This window comes from Streptococcus mitis, assembly GCF_047460035.1.
Classification (GTDB): domain Bacteria; phylum Bacillota; class Bacilli; order Lactobacillales; family Streptococcaceae; genus Streptococcus; species Streptococcus mitis_DW.
The window spans coordinates 211,841-233,762 of record NZ_JASHHB010000002.1; the positions used below are offsets into that span (position 1 = coordinate 211,841).

Sequence of the window (21,922 nt, forward strand, 5' to 3'; positions counted from 1 at the left end):
TTATGAGTATTAAACTAATCGCCGTCGATATTGACGGAACCCTTGTTAACAGCCAAAAGGAAATCACTCCTGAAGTCTTTTCTGCCATCCAAGATGCCAAAGAAGCTGGTGTCAAAGTCGTGATTGCAACTGGCCGCCCTATCGCAGGTGTTGCCAAACTTCTGGACGACTTGCAGTTGAGAGATGAAGGTGACTATGTCGTGACCTTCAACGGTGCCCTTGTCCAAGAAACTGCTACAGGACATGAGATTATCAGTGAATCCTTGACCTATGAAGATTATCTAGATATGGAATTTCTCAGTCGCAAGCTCGGTGTCCACATGCATGCCATTACCAAAGACGGTATCTACACTGCCAATCGCAATATCGGAAAATATACAGTGCACGAATCAACCCTCGTCAGCATGCCTATCTTCTACCGTACACCTGAAGAAATGGCTGACAAGGAAATTGTCAAATGTATGTTCATAGATGAGCCAGAAATTCTCGATGCTGCAATTGAAAAAATTCCAGCCGAATTTTACGAACACTACTCTATCAATAAATCTGCTCCTTTCTACCTCGAACTCCTTAAAAAGAATGTAGACAAGGGGTCAGCCATTACCCACTTAGCTGAAAAACTAGGATTGACCAAAGATGAAACTATGGCCATCGGGGACGAAGAAAATGACCGCGCCATGCTGGAAGTCGTTGGTAATCCCGTTGTTATGGAAAATGGAAATCCAGAAATCAAAAAAATCGCCAAATACATCACTAAAACAAATGACGAATCTGGCGTCGCCCATGCTATCCGTACATGGGTATTGTAAAATGCTTATCATATAGAAAATGTACCCCAGAAGTTAGAGATAAAAGTCTAACTCCTGGGGTATTTTTTAGAATACCGATTACTCTTCCTCAGCAAACATCAGAGCATCCAGTTCTTCTCTTTCAGCCGCAATTTCTTCGAAGGTAGAAATAATATTATTTAAAAATTCTAAGGTGATAATACCAGTCGAATCTTTCATGGTAACAATGGCAGTCAACTGACCGATTAACACTCTAACATTTTTTAATTCATCCAGATTTAGAATATCCACTTCTAGCACAGGAACATGATTTTTTATTCTGGTTTAAATCAGAGAAAAAGGAAAGGATGAATAGTTTCTTAACAACTTATAGGTCTCTGACTTATCTCCTATAGAATCCATACAAATAGCTTACATCATTTTTACTCCTTTGTACTTGAAAACATCAGTATCCCATGTCTACAAGGAAGAGATATAAGCTTGAATCTCCTCTATCATGCATCGATTTGTCGTTCTTACTCTTCTGAGTCTCTCTTTATTCTTGGAATTTTCTTATCATCAAGTTTAGGAATACTCTTGCTCTCAACCTTGAGAAGATTCTTTAGTTCATCGGCAGTTGGTACCTTCTGGTATACCTTAGCAAGACTATAGAGTAAAGCAAAAGATAAGAACAAGGCAACAATGTTCTGTTTACTTGCTTCTGTCAAAGAGATCTCGGATCCACTAGTACTAAGGTCTTTCCATTCAGGATTCTATGCTTCAATCACTTTTTTCTCTTTCCAAAGTGGAACGAGCAAAAAATGGTTGAAAGGCACAACTGTAACCATGGCTGTAGTACCTAGTGGGATAAATCCATTGAAATTTATGATAAGAACAATGCTTAGTATAGATAATGATACTGATAAAACTAATATTAGCTAAATAATTTTTTTACAATATATTGAGCTATTTTTAAAAGTAAATAAAGAATAAGGAAGATGTAAAATAAATAATCTCCGATAACAAATAATCCTAGCATAATTACAAAAAAAAGAAAAAGAATCATTGCTACGACTATAAGCAAAAATTTTAAAAATTTGAATACTTTACTCCAAATAGTAGGATTTTCTTTATTTACCGTGAATTTATAAAGCTTTTTTTCGATAAACGTAAATTTGTTAAATTCAATTTCAGCACCTAAAAATAGTATTTCAAATATTTTTTTTAACTTTTCTAGTTCCACTCTTGTTACACTAGTACCATTTTGAAATCTAACATCATCTATACTTGGAATAGAATTTTCTGACTCTCTCTTAAAAATAAATGTATACTTCTGATTATTTAAAAGTATATTAGGAATCTCAAGTCTACCTCTTACATTTTCTAAATTCCATTCACGCTTGCTTCTTTTTTCTGTAAGTTTCTTAGGGAAAATGATTATGTACATCTTTTCAATCTTTATGATTCTAATATTGAATAAAGAGATGTACTCATCTGTAAATACGAAATCGTTTGAGTTAAAATTTTCTATATTTTCATTGTTTTTATAGTAAGTTATCACATCTTCTATTATATGTTTTCCTTGCTTATTTAAACTATGTTTTCTAATAAAAGAGGTATTATCAAGTAATAAAAAAGAGAATAGGGATAAAAGGGAAATAAGGATAATAATAGTCGATGATACAAAAATTAATAATGTACTTTGAATTAAAAAAGAAGCTATGTTACTAAAGAAAATACCTATACTTTCAAAATTAAAATAAGCGCTAATACTATTAAAATTAGTAATTAGAGTATTTAATTCTTTACCTCCAAAGAAAGCTATTACTAAAGCTAAAGTGTTTTTTATATGAGAAGATTTTTTAGCTTCAGTATTAATATATGATTCTAATATTTCAGGATATATTCCTTCACCAAAAAACTCAAATAACATATTTCTATAAATAAACTTAAGTTTTGGATAGAATTGCAAGTCATGAAACTTGAAAAAATAACTTGAATAATACTTGCTCAAAATTTTATCGATACTTCTAAAATAAGGATTTCTCAATTTAATTCTATTTTTATTTTTAAAATGGTAATAAAAAACACTTAGAATTAAAGTATACTTAATTAGAAATGTAAATGAATCTAAAACATTTCTGTCAAAATTCATAATTATAACTCCTCCACCTAAAATTCAGGTAAACTATTGATTAAATCAACCATTGAATAGTAGCCATTGAGTTTTTTTCCTTTCATAGCAAGGGTTTAGAGCCCCTATTTTATTTTACTATTGTCTAAACACCAAGCGAACACCAAAACTACCATGCAATGGAAAAACCTCTGATTTGATTCTCGCTTGATTTCACAATCTTTATATCAAACTGTGGGTGGTATTTGACAATATCTTTTTTGATTTTTAATAGTAAATTTGAAACAATATTTTTAGGTGAGTAACGTGGACTAAGATGTAACAAGTCTTTGAACTCATCAACACTTAATTCTACTTTATTGCTATTATCACTAGTTTCAATGAATTTTTCAATCATTCTGGAATATTTACAGGTATAACTTTTCAATTCTTCAAAATGGAAATTGTGATTTTCTACAAATTGATTTAAGGCTTTTACAGTATTTTCTTGTGAACGATTTATATTATGTGTATAGCCCATTGTTGTCTCAAAGTTAGCATGTCCTACTCTAGTCATAATATCTTTCACTGCTATGTGCATCTCATTGCTTTGAAGGTAACTAATATGCATATGCCTAAACGAATGGGGAGTAACATGTTTTACCCACTTAAAACCATAGTCACTTAAACAATTTGTCAATAATTTTCCTTCTATTCGTTTCAAAATTTGACGAAAAGTGCTTGATGTTATTGGAGAGCCGTATTCTGTTCTAAATACACTTTCAGAATGTGTAAAAGCAGGACAGGGATGTTTCTTCATATAAGCATCAAACTCTTTATTTCTCTGTATTGTCCTTTTAATAGCTTCGCTTGCAGCTTCAGGCAAAGCTACTTCTCTAATTGAATTGAGTGTTTTAGTTGTATCAAAATGAAATTGTTTAACTTTTAAACAATGATATTGAAGTGCTTTATCAATATGCAAGATTCCTTTTTCAAAATCAATATCTGATGGTAAAAATGCTGCTTCACTAATTCGAATACCTGTAAGCAACAATACTATAGCAAGATCATAATAGTTTGCATTTCTGCATTGGCGTAACACATCAAAAAATGCATGTAATTCATGGATTTCTAGAAATTTAGAATCATGTCTTTCTTTTGCTTTACGCCTTTTCTCTAGTGAAATATCTAGTTTTACCGCAGTCATTGGAGAAAACTTAATGACATTATATAACACACCATGATTAAAAATCTTATTACAAGTACTTTTTATATGAGTCATTGTTGAAGGCGATGCATCATACATTTCTAAATATTTATTGAGACTATTTTTCATCAGAAGTGGAGTAATCCTGTCTAACAAAAAATCATCTCCTATAATTTTCCCAAGACGCTTCATAACCAGTAGTTCTCTCTGAATTGTTTGTGGTTTAACAGAGACACACCAAGTCTGAAACCAATTTTCTTTTAACTCTCCAAATGTTGTAATCAGTTCAGGACTATACTGACTTTCAAATGAAGTAGTTAGTCTATCTATTTTATCAAGAACCTCTCTTTCAGCTTGTTTCCTCGCCCTACTAGTATTCTTAGTATAACTTACAGTTACTGATTTCCACTTTCCTGTTAGTGGATCTTTGTACTTTTCAACCACTTGATATAAGGGTTGCCCTTTTGAATTTGTTTTAGTTACATAATACATAATTTAATTCCTCTTAACTCTTAAAAAGAAATAAATCATTGTTGTATAGAATAAATAACTACCCTATATTATACCATGACTTCCTTATTTTGTCCGCTTTTGCTTCCATCTTAAGAAACTTTCAAATCCTTCTAGATTAATGAAAACAAGTTTATGGGTTGGGTTAATTACATACATGGAAAATGTTCTGTTTTCTCGCATTTCTTTAATCCATCTGTTCAATGTATATTGATTTAAACCATCCCATCTTTTTAGAATTCCCTTTTTATCGGCCCATTCTGCAATGGAATTTTCGACAGATATATATTTTATATTCATATCATCATCCTTCCTAAAAAATATTTTCTCCTCCATGGCATGACTGATGAAGTCATCATAAGAATTTCACTTGCTGCTCTTTTACGGTGGCAGCCTGAACGGTCAGAAGTATCATTGTATATCATTTGTATCATGGCATATAAAGTATCGCTCTATTTTATTGATGGTTTTAATATCGCTCTTATCATGGCGAGCCATTCAAAACTGCTCCACAAATGAGGAAAGTACCATTTTGGACTATTCAATTGTCAATGTGCTTTCTTAACCTACTACTTTTTGGAGTAATGGTCTTCTTTATTATCCACTCGACCTACAAGGTAATCTAAACTTACATTATAAAAATCTGCAAGTTTGATAAGGTCATCTATAGAGATTAACCTGGTACCTGATTCCATTTTAGAATACGCTGATCTTGTACAATTTAAGATTGTTTTTGCAACATATTCTTGTGTCAAATCATCATCTTCACGTAAATCTCTAATCCTTTTCAACATCAAATGTCTCCTAAAACAAGTATAATATAGTTATTTTCTTATTTTTAAATATGTGACAAATTGGCACATGAAACTATTCTATATATACTTTTTAGGAAACTGTTTACTCTAAATGTATCTCATTTTCCTTAATAGATTTCATATTTTGTTTTTCCTTATATTTCTTTATTGTTTTATTAAACATTTCAAATAAATTTATTGCTTCTCTATGTTGTTCCTTAAGTGTTTCAATCTTTCCTTTATATATGTATAAATCCTTCTCTATTGCATCTACTGAACTTTTACCTTGAATACTATTTTTTAAATTGCTAGAACTGTTTGTCGTATTATTCAACAATACTTCCTCTAAATTAGTTAAATCATCAATTTTATTTTGGACTTGTTCAATCAAATTCTCTAGATATGATATTTGGGCAATGAAATCATTTGTTATATCTTCAAAATCATTCGGACTATTTTCCGCAGATATAAGAAAATCTAATTGTTCTATTTTTTCTTTAATTTTGCTTAGAGGAATTCTTCTATACATATACTGCGGTTCATACTGAAGATTAAATTGCCTGATCAAAGTTTTACCTTTCATAAAGCGGTTTTTTTCTGCTGAATCTTTATGGTATACATAGTAAGAACTAGTTTCTCTGAGAAATACTTTAACTTTTTCTTCTTCCATATTGATTTGAATATTTGGTACAAAAATAAGTCCTTCTTGTCGGATGCCAAAATGTACCTTAATGTACATTCCATCGTCTACTACTTCTTCTATTTGATTTAGATTCAACTCTACCTCAAACTCATGAACTGCATCCCTATTTCTCTTGAAATCTTGATAGGATTTCAATACCACCTCTTCTGTCGGCAACTCTTTTTCTTTAATTAGCTTTTCTTCATTGTAAAGTTCAACTAAATTTTTATTATCTAAGACAACAGTTTCATTTTTGTTATTAAAATAGTCTTGAAAATAACTAACACTATACCGATTCGTTTTTACCAATTCCTGCTCTGAAATCTTAATCTCATCAAATTCAAATTGAACATGTTTTTCTTTCGGAATTATTTTTAATCCAAAAAATTCTGCTCGTTGAATCAATTCATTCATATTCTTCATTTTCGGAAGTAAAAATTCTAAGATGTTTATGATTTCCCTTTGAACAAACTTTTTCTTAAAGTAAGTTTCATTATAAGGTTGTTTTCTACTCAATTTATTATCACGTACGACTTGTTGCATATTTGAATCAGTCATAAAAAAAGTAACATGCTTGTGTCTAAAATCAATTTTTAAATGTAAAGCTTTTGCTTTTTTCTTAAAATCTTCAAAATTTTTCGAGTTCTCGATTAGAAAATATACTCGTTGTTTTATTTCATATTTGTAATTTGTTTTGCGATAAACTTCATACTGACGATGCGAATAACGATTTTCTATAATTTTTGCCCCTGCAATTTTTGAAAGACGATCAGAAACCATTCGTAGATTATGTTCTGCCTTATAATCCCATAGAAACTTTTTATCAGAATTCTGATCAATTGAATTTAGGATGATGTGATTGTGGATATGATTTTTATCCACATGAGTTGCTACGATAAAACGAAATCTACCTCCTGTCAACTCTTTAGCTGTCTCATAACCAATTCGATTGATTTGTTCAGGAGTGAGATGGTCATCTGGAGAAAAGGACTGAATGATGTGATGAGAATGAATTTTTCGTTGATTTACTTCTTGCCTATCATGACGAAATTCATAAAGAGTATCATTACTTAAAAAATTATCATTGTACATCTTCACTAGTTCTTTATAACTAGGAAAATCTAAATAATTTCTCATACCAAAATCTGAAACTAGTGTTAGATTTTTTGTTTTATTTGGATTCAAAATATATTTGATTAGTTTACTACGATAACTCTTTCCGTGAATGGCAAAATGCTTAGTGATGACCATAAAACTCCCTCAACTTTTTTGCTTGAACACTAAACTCTTTCTCTACCTCACTTATCAAGTCAGCGATTCCCTTTTTCAAGTCTTGCAATTCTTCACTTGAAATCAACTGAGATTGATTAACACTTCGGGCAATCTGGTTGATGTTATTACCAATCCTCTTCAACTCAAATATCAAATCTTGATAACCAGTTGTATCAATGGTGATGAAATTCATACCAGGGTCAAGTAGGGTTCGTCGAGCATATTCTGAAAAAGATTGACAACCGCTTTGATCGATGCAATGTTTCAACTGACTCAATTCGCTATCAGATAGGAAAACTTTCTTTAGCTTAGTTCGGTAACGATTTTCCATGTGCCTACCTCATGTATTTTTTACGGAAGTCTTGACTAAGAGGAATGGAGTTCCCTATTTCTTGAATCAATTCCTGAACACAGGTTAAGAGAATGGATACATGTTCTTGGGTGACTTGATGTTCTGCCCTTGATAAGATTAAAATCTCATAAACATCACGACTGATTTGTTCCAGCTTTTGAGAACGCCAGAAGGTGAACCACTTTTCAGCAGTCATTTCTAACTCGTTCTCCAGTAACTTGTTTCTGGCAAATGAAGAAAAGTGTTCAAATCCTTTATTTTTCATCATTATGTCAATCATTTCTAATTCATTTGCAGTCAAATTAACCTCTTTTCGAATGTCTCTGTATTGTTCTGGCACACTACTTCCTCACTTTCATCGATTGTCGGATAATTCCCGACCCCGTGTCAACCACGGGAAACTTATAAAAACAAAATATAGCATCTTGTAAGGCTTTGCGAGCTCAGATATTGTGTCCACAATATCCCAAAAATCATATCGTCAACCAATCAAAACCTTCCAGTTTTGACAGCCAACGATAAGATAACTTGGTGACTTCGCCCCCAAACCCCCAGTAGAAAATCACAATTTGATTTTCTATGAATGATATTAGGATAACAGGGAAGATTTGGAAAAGGTATCACACTGTTTAAAAGAGAATATGAAAAAGAGAGCCGAAGCTCTCAGATACCACTATTTCAATCATACATCTAGCTATTATTATTAAATTATCAAGAGAATAACTCAGTATTTTACTTTCTGATGTATTTCCTTTTTATTTCTGGGTCATTAAAATCTAATTTATTCTTATATTTTCTGACATCATTTTCTAAAGCTCCATACTTATCAAAATCTTCAACTATAATTTTAGCAGGCGAATCTCGTAGTTGAAAAATATTTAAAAACTCAGTATCAGATATTTTTCTACTAAATCCTAGTTTATAATTTGATTTTTCTCTGTAATCACTATCAATATGATAGGGAGGATGATATGCGATTCGACTTTTATTTAATTTAAAGGAAGAATCAACTTGCAAACTATTACTTAAATCTATATCATATCTTAAATAAGACGTATCTAAAAATTGTAATTCGCCAACTAATTCAGAAATAAGATACAAATCAATATCTGCATATCCTTCTGTAAATTTTTTTAAATCATTTTGAATTTTTTCAATAATTTCTAGTTGCGTATATAGAGATTTTTTCTCATATTCAAGAAAAATACTTTCCTCAAAGTACGACACTAAAACTATTAATTCTGAAGTTGAAATTATCCTGTCTGTATAGAAACGAGATTTTAAAATTTTTTGACCATTATACTCATTATTATCAATAATGAACGGAGAATGCAAAGACATAATTTTTATTTCATTTGTAACTATATCTCTAGTTTTCAATACAACTCGCTCTTTACTTTCTAAAAATACAAATTCAAAAAATTTTCCATCAGGTTGAACCCCTGCTTCTCTTCCATCCAATAGAAAAAGATACAATTTTAAAACAATATAAATCAATTCATTCTTACATATAAAATAGCAATTATTTATTCTCTCTTTAATTGCTCTTAAATTATTTCTTGAATCGATTATTTCTAAATTTTTAAAATCTGCATATACATTTATTAGAGAATCTATATTTATTTTTAGTATATCACCATAATATTTTAAAAACCTCATTTACACACCTATAATAAACTAACCTTTTATAATATTTATAGCCAATTTAACTTTCTCCATAATTATAGATTTATTAGTTGTTCCATTTTTAACCTCAGAATTCTTTAAGACTATATCAAAAATATCTGCCTTAAATTTTGAGTCTACTTGTGCTTCTTCAATACAGTCTAGAATTATATCTTCTTGGGTACGAATTAATTTACTATCAACACCATATAACAATTTTTCTTCAATAATCGAGTCGGGTTTTTTAACAAGTAAGCTTGCACCGTCAGTTTTCAATTTTATTGAAACCTCTTTTAATTTATTTATATAATCACCAGAAATATTACCGTCTGATAAAACTAGATAGGAAGTAACAAATGAACGTGTCAACGACATATACAAAGCATTGCGCCTTCTAATTTCAATTGTCGCATTAAAGTCATCTATTGGATTTAATCCTTGGTTGTCTATAATAATTACAAACGGAAATTCTAACCCCTTTACGTGGTTAATATTTGTGATTGTAACCTCATCATCAACTTGCACACGCCTCTCACGTGGAACAAGGACATAGTTCCAATTAAATTCCTTTATTATTTTTCTACCAAGATCCAAGGCAAAGTCTTTAGTACTCTTTTCGGAATAATGAGTAAAAATAATAGCTAGATCTTTGGGAGCTAAGTCATTATATATTCCTTTTAAGTTTTTAATTATTGAAACAATTGAATCCGGAGTATGCTCCTCTACACACTCTACTTCAATCGAATTTATTGTTTCAAGATCCTTGCTACCCTCAAATCTATTTATAAATTTTCTTTTCAATCTATATTGATTAGCTTCTCCTTCTAGATTTATGTCATAGCCAGATAACTCCCACTCACTATTAGTAAGCCATCTTACAGCAACGCTTTCTAATAGTCCAAATCCCAGAACATGAGAAAATAAAATCGTTCTAGAATCTGTTCTATAAACTTTATTCAGGACATAATCAGTTTCATCTGTATTCATCATGCTATTTTTTGAAAAAATATTTTGTAATATATCACCTGCAATATAAACTTTTTTAGCAGTAACCATTTCACAAAGCGTTATATATTCTTCATCAAAATCTTGTCCCTCGTCTATAAACAAATAATCAAAAATCGGTTCATACTGAATTTGTTCTAAATGGTGGATTGCCTCTTTCCAAATATCAGATGTATCTATTTGATAAGAAAAACGTCTAAATTCAATCCCATATTCTGAACAAATTTTTGCATATAATCCTGAATTAGGATATCCTTTACTTCCCCAACTATGACCAATAAATAACCGCTTAGATGAAATTTGTTCCGTAACCCTCATTGTATTAAAAAAGTCAATAATTCTAGTTGTGAGGCTATCTGCTAATACTTTATTATAACAAGTTACCCCAATTCTAGCATCAGGTTCGTCAACAAACTTCTTCCTGATTTTATGGAGTAGTAACTCTGTTTTACCGGAACCTGCAAGCCCCTGTAGACGAACTGTCTTTTTTTCGTCTAGTTCTTGATAAACAAATTTCGTCTGATTTGTATCAAACAAAGTAATTTTATTTTTAACGGCTTCAAGTACGGTTAAATTGTCTTTTTCTAATATATCAACATCAAAATTGTCAAAATCATTGATACTACCGATAATTAAAGAAGATAAAATTTTAATCTTTCTAGATTCTGACTTAGTGGAAAGATTAAAAAATTGTATTTCCTCAACTTCATCATAATTATAGACTTTAAATAGCTTCATCCATTTTCTTTTTCTTCCTAATAACTTAAAATATTGTGGATATTTCTCAGAAGCTAAAGAATTTATATCATCAATTATGTCGTCACAGTATTCTTCAAATAATTCCTTATCATTAGTATTACTACTACAATTAACAGAGATAATACTTGTATTTTGAATTACAAGAGTAATGCCCATCTTATAGTATTCTTTGTCTTCAGATACTAACATAGGTTTTTGAAATATATAAATTGTTTGGTCATAATCTTGTGGTATACTATCAAGCAATTGAGCATATAATTTTTTCCAAATTTCTGATTCTTCAATTTCTTGACTAATGTCCAAATAAATTAAGTCTGATCTCATTTTGTTTTCTCCTTTAAAACTTCAAATAATTCCTAATCTTTGTACGATTTAAGTTTCGAATGTAGGTAGATTAAGAATATCTATAAAATATATTCGCAAGTGAAATTTAAAATTGTGAAAGTAGTTCCTTAATATTTATTAATCTCTCCATCTCTATTTGAATCCACTCTGAACACAAAGCAAGATGGCTATTGATTTCTTACTTACCTGCTTTTCTCTACTTAGTGGGCGAAGATTGCAATATAATGCCTGATTAAACTCTTCATCTGTATAGCCCTGAATCCCCATCAAGCTATCATACGTTGATCTGATGTCTGCAACATCAGATCAATGTCATCTAAGTAATTACTGTCAGAAACCAATTCTTCAAAAATCGTTACTAGTCATCACTTATTAAAACCCACAGGTTACTCTCATCATCAAAAGCAATATCTTACCTATCTCGATAACAATAAAGGCGAGTTATAAGGTTTGTTCCACGTTCCTTGACAACCTCTATCTTCAAAGTAATTTCAATAATCTTCTACTAGATTTAGTATGTTCTTTTACCTAATAATATCGACATAGTATACGTTAAATTTAGGTCAAATAGTATCTATCAGTTTCATTGAAATGGGACTTGTTCCATTTTCGTAACGACTCAGACTATTACGAGAAATTCATGCAATTCGCGCAAATTCTGATTGTGTCAAGCCGTGTATTTTTCGTAAAAATTTTATATTGTCTTCAATCATGGTAGTCTCCTTTAACTTGATAATACTATTATAACATTTAGAAATAAAAAAAGATTGATTCAAAATCATTAGAGGATACAATTTTAAAATTGAAATTTTTCGTACTAATTCTATGAAATTTTGATTTTCTAATAAATTTGTACTTATTTCCTTCAAACTATACAAATATCTCATTGTTGTAAGTGTGTAATTAACTCAAAAGTATTAGATATAATTTCAAAATAGTGTTTTAAAGTGTTTTAAGTTATAGTTGACCAATCTTATAGCTTGCTATTTAATTTTAACTACAAAAATCATTACACAAATCAAGCTACTAAAGATGAATTTATGGTATACTAGTGATAATAAATTGTTATCGGTAGGAGAAGTAGAGAGAAAATGGATAAAGTTGATCCTAATAAAGTCAAAGAATTTTACAATACACATGATCAAATGTGGGAAATAAATAATTGGTATAAATACAGTCAAAGCACCATAGTTTCATTTTTACATAAACAACACTATACTGGGAATATTTTAAATGCAGGTTCAGGTGGAAACGATTATGGTATCACCTCTCCAATGATACATTTAGATATTTCTGAAGAAAAGGTTAAAGATATAAAGGGATCAGTTATCGGAAACTTAGAAGTCCCTAGCCTTTTTAATACAAATAGTTTTGGCTCGATTATTTGTGTTGGCAGTGTGATTAATTATTGCAATTCCTATAAAGTTATAGAAAATTTTCAAAAATGGCTTATAGAAGATGGGGAGTTAATTCTAGAATTTGAAAATAGTAGTTCTTTCGAATATCTTTTTACCGCTTTTTTCAACAAGCCTATGACCATTGTTTCAACAAATTACATTGATTCCAATCATGTTATATATACTTTCTCCCTTGATTATATTATTTCTCTTTTGCAGCTAAACAATTTTGAAATTCTTGAGATTACTGGTTTTCATATTTTGAGTTCGTTAGTCCTAAGATTTTTTAAATCTGAAAACTTTGCGAGTAAATTTGTTTTTCTAGATAAATTTTTAAATAAAATTTATTATTTTAAAAAACATTCTGCCAATATCATTATTAGATGTAAAACAACTAGCACTTAAATTTAAATGCTAGTTGTTTACTATTATTTCTTATTTGAGTTAGTGAAAATACTACCTATTAAAGGAATCGCCATTGTGCCAGCAATAATTGAAGCAATTATTTCTCCTTTATCAACGATATTATTAAAAACAAAATGTACAGCGATTAGACTTAATACCACCCCTACAGCTAAAGAAATAATAGCTGCCAATAAATACTTATATATTCCATTAAATATATAGATCAAATTATTTGGTTTAGTTATTGGAGTTGATCCAGTTGTTTCCTTAAATACTTTGTAACCATCATCTAAAATCTGGATTGGGTCAGAAAGTGTGTCTATACTTTTTTCTATTTTTTTGTAAGTTGAGCTTAATTCCTTTTGATATTCTGAAAAATCTTCTTTGGATAATAGTTTCTGATACCATTGGAAATAATAGTCAAAGAAAATTGACTTTATTAAACCTCCATATATTGTTTTAGAAAGTGATTTAACATTATCAGTTGATTTAATCATTATGTATGCTTCGAACCCAGGTATATCAGTCATACCTAAGCTTGGTGTTTTAAAAGGAGCATCAATTTTTTTATATCCTTCAATATCTAGTATTGTTTGAAACATCTTGCTTTCGGAGTCAATTCCTTGACCATTATTATCATTGTTGATATCAGTAACCCAATAATTAATGGAGTAGTTTTTTTCATTACTGAAATATTGGCCTAGCAGATTTATACAAGAAAGATATACTACATTTTTTCGATATGATTTTTCAACTGCAATATATTCTAATATCATTGTTTTGGTATGTTGTAGAAAGCTAGTCATTGTCATACCAATAAGTTTTTCATTACAATATATTTTAAAAATATTTATTTTAAATTCTTCCACAGAATTATCGATCCAATAAATAAAGTCATTTGGATCAGTTTTTATAGTAACCGGAGTAACATTGTCATAAATTTTTAATGCTTTTAAAAAATCATCATCATCGCCCCTGTTTACTAGTTCTATAGAATAACTTTCCCTCATAGATTCATTTCTCCTACCGATAACAATTTATTATCACTATACAAAGCACTCAAATAGGTTTATAATAGCATGATTATTGATAAAGGAGATTTTTATGGATTATAAACTTATTTCTAATTACTTAGATTATTGCAAAACTCATAAGCGTTTGAGTTCACACACGATTCGCGCTTATAAGAATGATCTTATGCAATTTTATAACTCAGACTATGATAATGTCGAATCCTATATAGAACACTTGACACAATCTAACATAAAAACGAATACATTAAGAAGAAAAATTGCTTGTATGAAGGTGTTTTATAACTATCTAAAATACCAGAACATAATTGAAGAGAACCCCTTCAATCAATTGCGTTTTCAATTTAGAACTGAAAAAATATTGCCTAAAACGATTCCGTATGACATTCTGAAAAGTATTTTTTTATATTTAGAGCAGAGAGTAGTTCTATCTAAAACTGATTATCAAAAACAACACGCTGAAAGAAATCTACTAATTATTTCACTTTTACTTTCAACAGGCATCAGAATTTCTGAACTTTGCCACATTCATCTCAAAGATATTAATCTTTCCAATAAGACACTCCATATTATAGGAAAGGGTAAGAAAGAACGTATCCTATTTTTAGGAGATCAAAAAACATTCAATTTATTAGAAACATATATAAATAAAACAAGAAATGAATCCAATGATTTCTTGTTCCCAGGGAAACATTCACTTAAACCATTGTCAGAGCAAAGTGTACGTTTAGTAATAAAGAGAATCGTTGAACAAAATAACTTTTCTAGAACTATTACACCGCATATGTTTAGACATAGCTTTGCGACAATGCTTCTAGATAGTGATGTAGATATTCGATATATTCAACAAATTCTTGGACATAGTTCTATATCAATCACACAAATCTATACTCACGTATCTCATTCAAAACAAAAAGAAATACTTAGTTCTTTTAATCCCGTATCAGTAATTCATTCTGAAATCGAGTAAGAGACATTTCCAAAGTCTACAGTTCACTTCATCTTAAATTAATTTTTGTAGTTCGACTTTAGTTAATAGTTTTATACTCAACAAAAGCAAAAAACATATAAAACTTCACTTTGAATCAGCATTTATACTATATTCCGTATTAAGAACTCCATAATTGTTTTTCTAAAATACATCTTTCAAATATCCTTAAATATAATAAAAAGAGATGGGCAAAATCTCAATTCCTGAAGAAAATGGAGTAAATCTTCCCATAAGAAAACGCATAATTTCAAGTTTTTCAACACCTGAGACTATGCGTTTTTTGGTTCTAAAAAATTTTCGCCCACCTTAAAACAACTAACAAAAGTTATAAGTAGACTATATTTTAAAATTTGTGTTCTAACAACCATTTCAATTAGTTAAATCTTTAAATCTTTCTTCTCCAGATTTAAGCATATCATTTTCTACCTGACTCCACTCTCCAAATAGTAAATCATGAAGAACGGTTGCTGCTGAAGTTGTATTTTCTTTTGAATCATATACACAACTTCTATCTCGTTGGTAAATTTGAATTCTTTCAAAGATAGCTAGTTCTTCCAATTGTCGTGTATTATTAACTAGATGATTTACAATGAAATCATGATGTTCTTTTGGAGTTGCGCGTGCTTGATTTGGATTGATAGCGTACAGTTCTTCGAATCGGATAAGAGTGCTCAGATAGGACAGCTTAGGCTTTGTCGCAATCAAGGCTAATTGTACTTCGTATCCCTTATTTTTCAAGAGTTGTGCAGTTTTCTTTGGAACATCAACTGTTCGTAAAGTTCCCTCTATCAAAAGATTGTATCCCAAATGACTCAATTCTGTTACTAAAGACTCTACCATTTTACCTGCAAAATCTTTGGTGTATTCTACACTGTCTTTGCCATATTCTTGCTGCAGTTCTAAATAGCGTGGATGCTGAGAACGAAAACTATCGCCATCTATGATAACAATATTTCCTTGAAATTCTTTCTGTTTAATACGATGAATTGTAGTCTTACCAGCACCACTTTGCCCTCCAAGCAAAATCGCTATAGGTTGCTTACTGGACTTTTTTCCTCTTGTTAGTGAACGAAGATTCCGTGCTAGAGCATGTTTGAATTCACTATCAGTATAATCTTGGATTTCCATTAGGCTACCATCCGTTTTTCAGATATCTCTAACATACGTTCAATTCCATCCAAATAGCCGCTATATCTCTCTATTTCATCAAAATTTTCTACTAAATAGATATTTGTCTGAATCAAGTCAGATAGATCATCACTCATTAAAATCCAAGGATTAGATTCATCATCAATGCTAATTCCCTGACTATCTTGATAACGATAGAGTCGAGATAATAGATTAGCACCTCTTTCTTTCACAATTTCAATTTTTAAAGTCAATTCATAATCTTCAACAGGATTGAGCATTTTGTCTTCTCCTACGATATCGACATAAGATACATTAAACTTCTGACAAATGATATCTATTAGTTCCGTAGAGACTGAACTCGTTCCATTTTCATAACGACTCAAGCTATTTCGAGAAATTCCAATAATTCGGGCAAATTCGGGTTGTGTTAAGTCATGTGTTTTACGTAAGGATTTGATGTTCTTTCCAATCATGGCAAACTCCTTTATTTTTATAATTCAATTATAGCATAAAAAAGCATAACGCACCAATTTTGGTGCGTTGTTTCTTGTTTTTCTAGTCTAAGCTTTACTTCTAAAAAAGCCACCTTAAAGAATAATTCCTTTTTCGGTGGCTTTTCAAAATACTATATAAAATACTCTCGTTTAATTTTTGTAAGCAGATTGTTAGCAACCGAAGTTACACCAACATGCATCAGTTCAGGATCAGAATAATCTAGATTACGAGCATAGCCTTCTGCAACAGTCTGAGCAATACGCTTATCCAATTTATAATTAGAGGCTTTTAATAGTGCTTGAAATAATTCTGAACTATATAGTTTAATATTATTTTCCAATGATACTACTGCCATTTTTGTAACTCCTCTCCTGTTTTTGATTGATAAACCTTCTCTATTTTTATTATATCACAAAAAGATTGGTTATGGATGGATAATTGTTTAAAAGAATAGGGTTTTCTAAACTCAGCAAGCATTTCTTCTTTTGTAATTTCATTCTGACGAAAACGAGCTAAAGCTTGGGTTGGATTGTCATCAGTCTGAACACCATAGATAAAATCAAAATGGTGTTGTAATTCATCTGGATTTTCCCGATTTTGAACTACAAATTCCGCAAAATCTAAATCTGACTCTGACTTTTTATGTTTTGCAAAATAGTGACAATGATAGTCAGGGTTCTTAAAAATTTCTACAAAATTTGAAATACGAAATTCTACTATAATTCCTACTTCTTCCTTTGAGTCAAAAATATTATTGTTAGAGATGCTTCGATTTAATGCTTCAACTTGCTTGTTAATAAATTTTCTAGCTTGTTCAAAGTCAGACGTAATATAGAAACCAGGTCCAAAATCTAGCTCACTCCCTAAATTAAATTGAACATCGATTCCTTTTTTTAAGGATTCTAAATGTCGGAACAATGTCGCATGAAAGCACTGCGTCTGACCTAGTTGCTTTATCCTGCTTGGTAGTCAACTCCAAAATATTTACTTCCTTATCTAGTCTATACTAAAAGTATAACACAAGACTTTATTCAAGTAAAAGAAATTTTTATAAAACGATTCACTTCCTTCCATCTTTCCTAAATCTCTCTAAATTCTTCTCCAATTGTTCCTTATGAAGTTGATTCTTTGCTTCCTTTAATGTGTCGTCCAAAGTTTCTTCTCTATAAGTTGATTCTGTTTTTAGTTGTTCTGATCCTTGATCTGGAGTGAAAATGATATCTAGCAGTCGGTCTATTTTTTCAAGATCTTGGACAGACATATCAGATAGTCGATGAATTAGTTGCTTAAATACATCACTATTGTCTTGTTTTTTCTTAAAAAATGTTGTAAACATCTATAACCTCTCAAAAAAAGCAGCCTATCAGGACTGCTTAGTGTAATTCGGAAATCGCATCATAAATGGACTGCAATTTCTTATTGTCTTTATTCTTTGTGTCAATAAATGTATGTAGCTCTTCAATTTTCTTTTGACTACTTTGAATATCACTATTGTTATCCGCAATCAGCCTTTTAAGATGTTGCTGATAACTTGTAGTGATATCTGTCTCTTTTCCTGTTCTAACCTCTGTAACTTTGGGTTTAGAACTAGAATTTGATTCCGTCACAGGTGCTTGTTTGCGCTTTTGAAAAGCTGCTTCATAATTTACATCATTACCTCCTTGATGATTTCCAAATAAGGCCGCAATTTTATCTGGATCTTCTTGATTTTCTGATTTACTTTCTAATGGTTGATTAAAATTCCAATCTTTTGTCATTCACTCATTTCATCCTTTCTAAATTCAGAATCATCGAATTGTCTTTCTTTACCAAAGGCATGGTCAAGAGCTTCTTCAAAACTCATGTGACTAATGCTTTGACGCCTTTTGAACGTCGCAAACATCGCTGTCTCCAGTTGCTCTTTATAAGCAGCGAGTTTTTCTGTCTCTCTTGCTACCTTACTTTCTTGCCTAGTGACCTTTTCTTCTAAGCGTTCAATAATGGTCATATACGATCCTCCTTCATACTAATATTAGCTAAAACATCTTGATTTTGTTATCACAATTCTAAACATTGAGAAGTTTGTCTTACTGGTGGATTTCCAAATGTCTCTTTTACAGTCTCAAGCATAAATTGTAAATCTGATTTCTTTTCTCTAAGGACATCATTCCAGTCTACTTTTTCTTTCCCAGATTCATTATCAGGTAAATCCAGGAAAACAGGAAATCCTGATTGAGATAACTTATCAGAAAAATCTTTACCTGCATCATCACAATCTACCGCCAGTGTCAATAAATCAGGATGATTATTGAAATAGGTAGTGGTATCACGAATTGTATTGATTAAGGGCAATAACTTTGAAGGTGTTACTGTATCTAAAAATTCCAACTTCTGATTTTCTTCAGCTATCAGTCGTAAAGTTTGATAAGCAACAACAGACCTTTTTAATCCTTCCATAGATACCAAACGAACATCTGATAGACTTTGTTGATGCAGCTCATAATAGCTCATTAAGTCGATGAACGATTCACAAAAGACCAGTCTATTAGGTTTACCAATATCAAAGGATATTCCAACATGTCCATGGCTTCCTTTTAGAATCGTTTTTAACCTCTCTTTAGAAAGAGTAGAATTCTTATAAATCCCTTGTAAGCTTGCTGCCTGCAGTTTGTGACGATGATCAAAGCTTTTAAAAACAATAACAGGTTCAACTGTTTCATTTGTTTTCCAGCTGGCTTGTGCTATTAAACCCTGTTGAATCATACTTTGTACGATTTCTTCTGAAATTCCTCTACATTCTGTTAAGTAATATCTGGCCAGACTACAGTTAGAATCTTCTATTCTCTTTAAAGGATAATAAAATGGTCTCTCTCTATTTTCTTGAACAGCTTCTTTTTGAAAAGGTTCTTCAGAAAGAAAGGCTAGAGCTTCTTTAAAGGAAATTCCCTGAACAAGTCGAACAAAATCAATGACATCACCTTGAATATCTCTTGAAAACCATTTAAAAGTATTGGTAGTTGAAAAAATCCGAAATGAATCGTGTTCAGGATGTTCATAGACACTGCTCGAAACTTGTTTAAAGGAGATACCTAAACGATTGGCTACATCAAGAATTGAAATTTGCTTACATTCTTCTATTTCCATGCAATATCATCATTTTGTCGTAGTATTTGGCAGTGATGGAACAGATGAGGATTCTTCCAAAGTTTTGGGAGTGGGCTTATCCAAATCATCTAACCCAGATTTCCAAACCTGTACTTGGTTGACCAATAACTTACCAGGTAGTTTAGAATAGGATAACTTAACTGTTCTTGTTTCTGTCTGATTAGTCTTTGATTGGTTGGCATTCTTTAAATCAGATACATAGGTTACATTATAAGAGACCATGGCAATAGCTTGATTCGTAGTCTGATTGACAAAGATATCTGCTTTTTCAAAATGATAATCCAAAATATAATCCTTATACACTTGGTTCATGGCATCATTTTGACTTGACAATTCTTGAGAATAAGCCGATTCAGTCATATAAGGTTGAATACGTGTATTATTTTCTCCGAGCTTTTCTTTCGTATAGTACTGAGTCAAAAATTCTTTTACAGTATCCGATGACAAAATGCTGGCTTTATCTTCTGCTTGTTTGTCCTCTACAAGTTTAGCTGCAGCCAATTCGATTTCTTTGCGACTTTGTTTAGCAGTAGAATGTTGACCAATAGTATATCCCATCATGAGAATAAAGCTAGTTGCAGCCACTGCTCCAACACTAATTAAGGCTTTAGTTTTGACTTTATTTAACATCTTAGACCTTCTTTCTATAAAAACTAGGTCAAGAATACCAGATATGACTTGGAGCTTTTATCACAAGAAAAAGTCTCTGAAGAGTCCAATATAATTAAGTTAAGAAATTCAAATACGATTCTGTATTTGGGTTTCTTTTTTATGTGATAAACTAGAGTTACGGAGGTATTTCCCATGATAAAACAAATAAAAGCCCACGTGAATAAGAGTATTCAGAGTATCCTTGGTCAAAAAGTTGAGTTTGTCAAACAAGATTAACAGGCCTTTACTCGTAAAAGAAGGTTATCACTAGAAACCATGATTCGTACCATTCTGGGAATGGGAGGAAAATCACTGTCAAAAGAATTACTAGATGCCAAACTGACAGTTTCAAATTCAGCCTTTATTCAAAGACGCTATCAAATAAAACCTGAGGCTTTCTATGCCCTATTTAAAAAATTTACAGCACCTATTCCACTCAACACTGTTTTCCCAATATTCGCTGCAGATGGGAGTGATATCTGTATTCCTCGAAATCCCATGGATACAGAAACCTCTATCTAAACCCAAACAGATGTTAAATCCTATAATCTCATACAAATAAATGCCCTATCCGACTTGACGAGTGGAGTGTATAGAGATGTTTCTATTCAAGACAAACACACGCAACACGAGCGCTTAGCTCTGATTCAGATGATGGATGCTTCTCCCTTTCGAGAAAGCTCTTGTTATCATGGTAAGTTAATCGCTCCAATGGCTTACGAAGAAACAATGACGAACGACTTTTTTGAAGCTTGGTTTCAGAAGTTTCTCTTATCAATATTAAATACACCATCAGTTATTATTATGGATGATGCAAGATTCTATATAATGGGTAAGCTAGAACTCTTGTGTGAAGAGTTTGGGCATAAATTTTTACCTCTTCCTCCCTACTCACCTGAGTACAATCCTATTGAGAAAACATGGGCTAATATCAAAAAGGTATTACCAAGTTGTAATACCTTACGTGCTCCTAGTCACAGTTAGTTGTGCTTGATAGAAAGAATGACACCTATAAAAATGCGAGGTAGTGGCTGTACCACTCACCTATTCACCTCCCCGTGATTTGTAGTAGTGATAGGCTTTCTCACTATTATTATAAAACAAAATAGAGAGCACAATACTTTTTCATTCTGTGTTGTGCCTTGAGTGAAACTAAAGAAATGAATTATGCAATAGATTGAAATAAGATATGGACAAATTTTCATC

25 protein-coding genes and 2 pseudogenes are annotated in these 21,922 nt (G+C 31.2%); 5 read left to right on the forward strand and 22 right to left on the reverse strand.

All coding sequences use genetic code 11. The features are described 5' to 3' along the window. The first annotated feature begins 2 nt into the window (after window positions 1–2). The gene (gene yidA / locus QM956_RS02840; protein WP_261020585.1) at window positions 3–809 is read left to right on the forward strand and encodes a sugar-phosphatase; all 807 of its coding nucleotides are present in this window, start codon (window positions 3–5) and stop codon (window positions 807–809) included. Between the two features lie 78 nt (window positions 810–887). Here the strand turns inward: yidA and QM956_RS02845 are convergent, their stop codons facing one another. The 12 genes and pseudogenes from QM956_RS02845 to QM956_RS02900 all read right to left on the reverse strand — a co-directional run bounded on the left by QM956_RS02845 (window position 888) and on the right by QM956_RS02900 (window position 12,184). Beyond that, on the reverse strand, window positions 888–1,079 hold the full coding sequence (locus QM956_RS02845) for a hypothetical protein (protein ID WP_414302193.1): 192 nt from the start codon (window positions 1,077–1,079) through the stop codon (window positions 888–890). Between the two features lie 224 nt (window positions 1,080–1,303). Then, on the reverse strand, window positions 1,304–1,495 hold the full coding sequence (locus tag QM956_RS02850; protein ID WP_265479330.1) for a hypothetical protein: 192 nt from the start codon (window positions 1,493–1,495) through the stop codon (window positions 1,304–1,306). Window positions 1,496–1,701: 206 nt separating this feature from the next. Continuing rightward, window positions 1,702–2,922 carry a hypothetical protein gene (locus QM956_RS02855; RefSeq protein ID WP_261020588.1) on the reverse strand — a complete coding sequence of 407 codons (1,221 nt, stop codon included), beginning with the start codon at window positions 2,920–2,922 and terminating at the stop codon, window positions 1,702–1,704. Window positions 2,923–3,070: 148 nt separating this feature from the next. Continuing rightward, window positions 3,071–4,579 (reverse strand): tyrosine-type recombinase/integrase, encoded by a 1,509-nt coding sequence (locus QM956_RS02860; RefSeq protein ID WP_088777677.1) that lies wholly within the window; start codon window positions 4,577–4,579, stop codon window positions 3,071–3,073. 84 nt (window positions 4,580–4,663) lie between these two features. Further along, window positions 4,664–4,897, reverse strand: coding sequence for a hypothetical protein (locus tag QM956_RS02865; RefSeq protein ID WP_001022845.1), 234 nt, complete (start codon window positions 4,895–4,897; stop codon window positions 4,664–4,666). 269 nt (window positions 4,898–5,166) lie between these two features. Further along, on the reverse strand, window positions 5,167–5,391 hold the full coding sequence (locus QM956_RS02870; RefSeq protein ID WP_000919631.1) for a helix-turn-helix domain-containing protein: 225 nt from the start codon (window positions 5,389–5,391) through the stop codon (window positions 5,167–5,169). A gap of 103 nt (window positions 5,392–5,494) precedes the next feature. Further along, window positions 5,495–7,324, reverse strand: coding sequence for an SAG1250 family conjugative relaxase (locus QM956_RS02875; protein WP_414302194.1), 1,830 nt, complete (start codon window positions 7,322–7,324; stop codon window positions 5,495–5,497). Further along, window positions 7,311–7,676, reverse strand: a complete 366-nt coding sequence (locus QM956_RS02880; protein WP_000431634.1) for a MobC family plasmid mobilization relaxosome protein — start codon at window positions 7,674–7,676, stop codon at window positions 7,311–7,313. The genes QM956_RS02875 and QM956_RS02880 overlap by 14 nt, the downstream gene beginning before the upstream one ends. A gap of 4 nt (window positions 7,677–7,680) precedes the next feature. Then, entirely contained in the window at window positions 7,681–8,037 is a 357-nt protein-coding gene (locus QM956_RS02885) for an SAG1252 family conjugative relaxosome accessory protein (protein ID WP_219137278.1), read from the reverse strand. Window positions 8,038–8,429: 392 nt separating this feature from the next. After that, the gene (locus tag QM956_RS02890; RefSeq protein ID WP_261029177.1) at window positions 8,430–9,356 is read right to left on the reverse strand and encodes a hypothetical protein; all 927 of its coding nucleotides are present in this window, start codon (window positions 9,354–9,356) and stop codon (window positions 8,430–8,432) included. 18 nt (window positions 9,357–9,374) lie between these two features. After that, window positions 9,375–11,450 (reverse strand): STM2767 family DEAD/DEAH box helicase, encoded by a 2,076-nt coding sequence (locus tag QM956_RS02895; RefSeq protein ID WP_261029176.1) that lies wholly within the window; start codon window positions 11,448–11,450, stop codon window positions 9,375–9,377. A 287-nt stretch (window positions 11,451–11,737) separates the two neighbouring features. Then, window positions 11,738–12,184 (reverse strand): annotated as a pseudogene (locus QM956_RS02900) (helix-turn-helix domain-containing protein). Window positions 12,185–12,562: 378 nt separating this feature from the next. Between QM956_RS02900 and QM956_RS02905 the strand changes: the two are divergent. After that, entirely contained in the window at window positions 12,563–13,273 is a 711-nt protein-coding gene (locus QM956_RS02905) for a type 11 methyltransferase (protein ID WP_261029175.1), read from the forward strand. Between the two features lie 23 nt (window positions 13,274–13,296). On the opposite strand, the gene QM956_RS02910 is transcribed toward QM956_RS02905, so the two are convergent. After that, window positions 13,297–14,283 carry a hypothetical protein gene (locus QM956_RS02910; protein ID WP_261029174.1) on the reverse strand — a complete coding sequence of 329 codons (987 nt, stop codon included), beginning with the start codon at window positions 14,281–14,283 and terminating at the stop codon, window positions 13,297–13,299. Window positions 14,284–14,377: 94 nt separating this feature from the next. Between QM956_RS02910 and QM956_RS02915 the strand changes: the two genes are divergently transcribed. After that, window positions 14,378–15,274, forward strand: coding sequence for a tyrosine-type recombinase/integrase (locus tag QM956_RS02915; protein WP_153210192.1), 897 nt, complete (start codon window positions 14,378–14,380; stop codon window positions 15,272–15,274). 390 nt (window positions 15,275–15,664) lie between these two features. On the opposite strand, the gene pezT is transcribed toward QM956_RS02915, so the two are convergent. The 9 genes from pezT to QM956_RS02960 form a co-directional block, all read right to left on the reverse strand. After that, window positions 15,665–16,423, reverse strand: a complete 759-nt coding sequence (pezT, locus tag QM956_RS02920; protein WP_414302195.1) for a type II toxin-antitoxin system toxin PezT — start codon at window positions 16,421–16,423, stop codon at window positions 15,665–15,667. Beyond that, entirely contained in the window at window positions 16,423–16,899 is a 477-nt protein-coding gene (gene pezA / locus QM956_RS02925; protein ID WP_000579613.1) for a type II toxin-antitoxin system antitoxin PezA, read from the reverse strand. Before pezA ends, pezT begins: the two co-directional genes overlap by 1 nt. A gap of 152 nt (window positions 16,900–17,051) precedes the next feature. Continuing rightward, the gene (locus QM956_RS02930; protein WP_061756827.1) at window positions 17,052–17,276 is read right to left on the reverse strand and encodes a hypothetical protein; all 225 of its coding nucleotides are present in this window, start codon (window positions 17,274–17,276) and stop codon (window positions 17,052–17,054) included. After that, the gene (locus tag QM956_RS02935) at window positions 17,267–17,839 is read right to left on the reverse strand and encodes a DUF3990 domain-containing protein (protein ID WP_414302196.1); all 573 of its coding nucleotides are present in this window, start codon (window positions 17,837–17,839) and stop codon (window positions 17,267–17,269) included. Before QM956_RS02935 ends, QM956_RS02930 begins: the two co-directional genes overlap by 10 nt. Before the next feature lie 142 nt (window positions 17,840–17,981). Beyond that, window positions 17,982–18,257, reverse strand: a complete 276-nt coding sequence (locus QM956_RS02940) for a hypothetical protein (RefSeq protein WP_414302197.1) — start codon at window positions 18,255–18,257, stop codon at window positions 17,982–17,984. Window positions 18,258–18,294: 37 nt separating this feature from the next. Then, entirely contained in the window at window positions 18,295–18,678 is a 384-nt protein-coding gene (locus tag QM956_RS02945) for a DUF5945 family protein (protein ID WP_414302198.1), read from the reverse strand. Further along, on the reverse strand, window positions 18,675–18,908 hold the full coding sequence (locus tag QM956_RS02950; protein WP_000152419.1) for a DUF5965 family protein: 234 nt from the start codon (window positions 18,906–18,908) through the stop codon (window positions 18,675–18,677). The genes QM956_RS02945 and QM956_RS02950 overlap by 4 nt, the downstream gene beginning before the upstream one ends. Window positions 18,909–18,958: 50 nt before the next feature. After that, window positions 18,959–20,044, reverse strand: a complete 1,086-nt coding sequence (locus tag QM956_RS02955) for a DNA primase (RefSeq protein ID WP_414302199.1) — start codon at window positions 20,042–20,044, stop codon at window positions 18,959–18,961. Between the two features lie 9 nt (window positions 20,045–20,053). Next, the gene (locus QM956_RS02960) at window positions 20,054–20,695 is read right to left on the reverse strand and encodes a peptidylprolyl isomerase (protein WP_414302200.1); all 642 of its coding nucleotides are present in this window, start codon (window positions 20,693–20,695) and stop codon (window positions 20,054–20,056) included. Between the two features lie 297 nt (window positions 20,696–20,992). On the opposite strand from QM956_RS02960, the gene QM956_RS02965 reads away from it, so the two are divergent. Then, window positions 20,993–21,238 (forward strand): hypothetical protein, encoded by a 246-nt coding sequence (locus tag QM956_RS02965; RefSeq protein WP_261104080.1) that lies wholly within the window; start codon window positions 20,993–20,995, stop codon window positions 21,236–21,238. A 168-nt stretch (window positions 21,239–21,406) separates the two neighbouring features. Continuing rightward, a pseudogene (locus tag QM956_RS02970) lies at window positions 21,407–21,700 on the forward strand (transposase); the annotation flags it as partial. Window positions 21,701–21,922: the final 222 nt, after the last annotated feature.